2 protein-coding genes are annotated in these 1,805 nt (G+C 31.6%); both read left to right on the top strand.

Annotated features, from left to right (window positions below; all coding sequences use genetic code 11):
- Window positions 1-177 precede the first annotated feature (177 nt).
- The gene (locus tag B3J44_RS06230; protein WP_286966871.1) at window positions 178-642 is read left to right on the top strand and encodes a thioredoxin family protein; all 465 of its coding nucleotides are present in this window, start codon (window positions 178-180) and stop codon (window positions 640-642) included.
- Between the two features lie 18 nt (window positions 643-660).
- Window positions 661-1,805: lycopene cyclase family protein (locus B3J44_RS06225; RefSeq protein ID WP_286966869.1), on the top strand; the 1,145-nt coding region annotated here is incomplete at its 3' end.

The following is a 1,805-nucleotide window of genomic DNA, read 5'->3' as shown; positions in this document are numbered from 1 at the left end:
TGATTTTTTATAGCCACAGATTTCACAGATTAAAAGGATTTTTTACTTATTTTGATTGCATTTGTCAGGCTGAGCGAAGTCGAAGCCCTTTTCCAATTGGCGCGACCTTTGACTTTGCTTAGAATGAAAAAGCAAAATCCGTTTAATCCTTCTAATCTGTGGCTAAAAAACAAAAAAATGAAAAAGCTATTTTTCTTCATAATTCTTTTCGGAATAACTTCAACAGGATTTTGCCAATTAAAAAGCAGAACTTTTGAAGAAATAGATAGCTTGCAACAAATTCAAAAACGAAAAATCATCGTTTTCATCCATACCGATTGGTGTCAGTTTTGCCAGCGAATGAAGGCTACAACTTTTAAAGATCAAGAAATTATAGAAAAACTAAACTCCGATTTCTATTTTATTGATTTCAATGCTGAAGAAAAACGAGATATTACATTTGCTAATCATATTTTCAAATATCAGCCTTCAGGAAATAATGTTGGCGTTCATGAACTGGCTTTAGAATTGGGGAGAATAAACAACCAAATGTCATATCCCATTTTATGTGTTCTGAATGACAAGAATGAGATTGTCTTTCAGTACAACAATTATTTAGCATTAAAAGACTTTAAACTGTTATTAGAAAATCTGGAAAAGTAAATTTTCTTATTTTTGAGAATGAATTCTTCACAAATCCCACATTTCGACTACATCTTTACAGGAACAGGACTCGCATCTTTGATGACGGTTTACAAAATGATTTTGTCTGGAAAGTTCTCCGATAAATCGATTTTACTTCTTGATCAGGATTCAAAGAAAATAAATGACAGAACTTGGTGTTTTTGGGAAAAAGAAGCTTCTATTTGGAATCCGATTATTTCAAAAAAATGGAATTCAGCTCTTTTTGCTAATCAAGATTTTAATCGCCATTTGGCTTTAAAGCCTTATCAATACAATCAAATTAAAGCAATTGATTTTTATAATTTTGTTTTTACAACACTTTCCCAATATTCAAATATTACTTTTTTAAACGAAAAGGTAACTGACATTAATGAACTCGAAACGCATGTTTTTGTTGGTACTGAAGAAAACCGATATACTGGTAATTATCTTTTAAATAGCATTTATACCAAGGCTTTCGCCGAAAGGCAAAATAAATATCCTGTTTTGCAACAGCATTTTGTGGGTTGGTTTGTGAAATCAAAAGAAGAAGTTTTCAATCCAGAAGAAGTCACTTTTATGGATTTTTCGGTAGAACAAAAAGGGAATACGCGATTTATGTATGTTCTGCCAACTTCAAAAACCGAAGCTTTGGTTGAGTATACTTTGTTTTCTGAAAACTTGCTTGCCAAAGAGGACTACGAAAATGAGATTAAGATCTACTTGGAAAAGCTTGGAACATATCAATATGAAATTACAGAAAAAGAGCAGGGAAGTATTCCGATGACGTGTTATCCGTTTTGGAAAAAAAATACTAAAAGAGTACTTAATATTGGAACTGCGGGCGGCTGGACAAAAGCCAGTACAGGTTATACTTTTAAAAACTCAGATAAAAAATCTTCCGATTTGGTGGAGTTTATTCAAAGCAACGATTTTAAAATGAAGAACTTTCAAAGAAAGTCTAAGTTTTGGTTTTACGATTTATTGCTTTTAGATATTCTTTATCGACATAACGAATTGGGAAGTTCTATTTTTTCATCATTGTTTCGAAAAGGAAATCCTGAACTGATTTTTAAGTTTTTAGATGAAGAAACGAATCTTTTTGAAGATCTTCAAGTGATCCTAAAATGTCCGAAAGTACCATTTATAAAGGCTTTATTTAG

The sequence above is a fragment of the Flavobacterium sp. UBA4854 genome, assembly GCF_002399805.1.
Taxonomy (GTDB): Bacteria; Bacteroidota; Bacteroidia; order Flavobacteriales; family Flavobacteriaceae; genus Flavobacterium; species Flavobacterium ginsengisoli.
The sequence above is the reverse complement of the archived record's forward strand: the minus strand, read 5'-3'. Positions and strand labels throughout refer to the sequence as shown.